Source organism: Burkholderia sp. Ax-1720 (assembly GCF_011753035.1).
In the GTDB taxonomy this organism is placed as follows: domain Bacteria; phylum Pseudomonadota; class Gammaproteobacteria; order Burkholderiales; family Burkholderiaceae; genus Burkholderia; species Burkholderia gladioli.
In genome coordinates this window covers 1-2,402 of record NZ_VWWK01000363.1, presented here as the reverse complement: position 1 = coordinate 2,402, position 2,402 = coordinate 1, and the positions used below count along the sequence as shown (strand labels likewise).

The window sequence follows — 2,402 nt, the reverse complement described above, 5'->3', positions numbered from 1 at the left end:
TTCAGCCAGCGGAAGTGGGTCAGGGCTTCGCGCAGTTCGCCGCCGGCCTGGGCGAGTTCGAGGCGCTCGACGTCCGAGCGCAGGATCAGCAGTTCCTTGCGCAGCGCACGGTACTGCGTGGCGCTGATCCGCGGGATGCGCGACACGCTGCGGCACGTCTATCGCCATCACGCGCTGCCCTTCGACCGGATCATCGGCGAATGCAGCGAAGCCAGCGGCGAGCTGTTCCAGACCACCTTCGACCTGCTGCCGACCACGCTCGCGCACGACGGCCGCGCGGCCGACGGCGAGGGCCTGCGGGCCGAGCTGCTCGACGAGGCGCCGCAGGCGCTGGTGGCCGACCTGTCGGTGACCTTCCGCGAAACCGGCGAAGGCCTGGCCTTGTCCTGCGTGCATGCCGTCGATCAGTTCGACGAGGCGAGCGTGGCGCGCTGGCTCGACAACTTCCAGTTGCTGCTCGAGGGCCTGGCCGCCGACGCCTCGCGCCCGGTCGGCGAGCTGGACTTCCTGACGCCGGCCGAGCAGGCGGTGGTGGCGCGGCTGCACAACGCCGAGGTGATCGACCACGCCGCGCTGCTGGCCGAGCCGGCCGGCCCGCGAGGCGGTGCCTTGCTGCATGCGCTGGTCGATCATCGGGCGCGCGTCTCGCCCTCGGCACCGGCCCTGGTATCCAGCGCCGGCACGCTCGACTACGCAGCGCTGGCGCGCGAGACCGATCGCCTCGCCGGCCTGCTGGCGGCGGCCGGTGTGCTGCCCGGCAGCGTGGTGGGCGTGGAAGCCGTGCACGGCGTGGATGCGGTGCTGGCCATCGTCGCCACGCTGAAGGCCGGCGCGATCTGCTTCCCGGTCGACCTGGCGCTGCCGGCCGAGCGGCTGGAGGCGATGATTGCCGACAGCGGCTGCCGCCATATCCTGGCCCGCGCCGGCGCGGCGCTCGGCAGCTTCGACGGGCGGCGCCTGCCGCTCGAGCACGCGGCCTGGCGCGACCAGCCGGCCCAGGCGCCGGCGCTGTCGCTGCCAGCCGACCATGGCGTGTTCCTGACCTACACCTCGGGCACCACCGGCACGCCCAAGGCCTCGGTGCTCACGCATCGCGGCGTGGCCAACTATCTCGGCACGGTGCTCGATCGCTTCGGCTACACGCCGCGCGACCGCGCGCTGCTGTTCGCGCCGCTGAGCTTCGACGCCTCGCTCGAGGAGATCTTCACGCCGCTGATCGCGGGCGCCGCGCTGGTGATCGGCGAGGAGGACGTGAAGCGCTCGGTGCCGGCCCTGCTGGACTGCTGCCGCGCCCAGGCGATCAGCGTGCTGACCCTGCCGACCGCCTACTGGCGCGTGCTCGGCGAGCAACTGGCCGCCGAGCCGGCCGCGCGGCCCGCCTCGGTGAGGCTGATCAGCGTCGGCGGCGAGAAGATCACCACCGAGGCGATCCGGCAATGGCAGCGCGGCGGCGCGGCCGAGGCCATCGCGCTCTACAACATCTACGGCCCGAGCGAGTGCTCGATCGGCTGCATCGTCGATCGCGTCGACATCGAGCGCGCGCTGGAGGACGGCGAGATCTACCTGCGCGAGCCGGTCGCCAATGCGCAACTGCACGTGCTCGACGCGCACGGCAACCGCGTGCCGGCCGGCATGCCGGGCGAGCTCTACGTGGGCGGCGCGGGCGTCTCGCAGGGTTATCGCGGCCGCGCCGCGCTGACGGCCGAGCGCTTCGTGCCCGATCCGTTCTCGAGCGCGGCCGGCGCGCGCCTGTACCGCTCCGGCGACCAGGTCCGCTACGACCTGGACGGGCGCCTGCACTATCTCGGCCGCGCCGACTTCCAGCTCAAGGTGGATGGAATCCGCGTCGAGCCCGAGGAAATCCAGGCCGTGCTCGAATCGCATCCGGCGGTGGCGCAGGCGATCGTGCTGGCCGGCGAGCGGCAGCACGCGCGCAATCCGCTGATCGGCTACGTGACGCTGGACCGCCAGGGCGGCGCCCCGGCGGCGCGCGCCACCGGCACCGACGGCGCGGCCCTGGTCGACTACCTGCGCGAGCGGCTGCCGCGCCACATGGTGCCGGCCCAGGTGGTGGTGATGGAGGCCTTCCCGCTGACCACCAACCAGAAGGTGGACCGCCGCGCGCTGCTGGCGGTGGCCGCCAACGACGCGGTGGTGGCCGCGCCCGCGCTGTCGGGCACCGAGTCGGCGCTGCTGGCGCTCTGGCACGAGCTGCTCGGCGACACGCGCTTCGGCATCGACGACAACTTCTTCAGCCTGGGCGGCAGCTCGCTGCTGGCGATCCGCATCAACAGCCGCGTGGAGGCGGCCTTCGCGGTGCGGCTGCCGGTGGCGGCGCTGTTCGACTGCCCGACCGTGCGCGCGCTGGCGGCCCTGGTCGAGCGGCTGCGCGAGGGGAGCGA

Annotated in this window: 1 pseudogene; it reads left to right on the top strand. The window is 73.3% G+C overall.

Annotated elements, in window-relative coordinates:
* Window positions 1-120: 120 nt before the first annotated feature.
* Window positions 121-2,402, top strand: a pseudogene (locus tag F3J18_RS36690) (amino acid adenylation domain-containing protein); the annotation flags it as partial.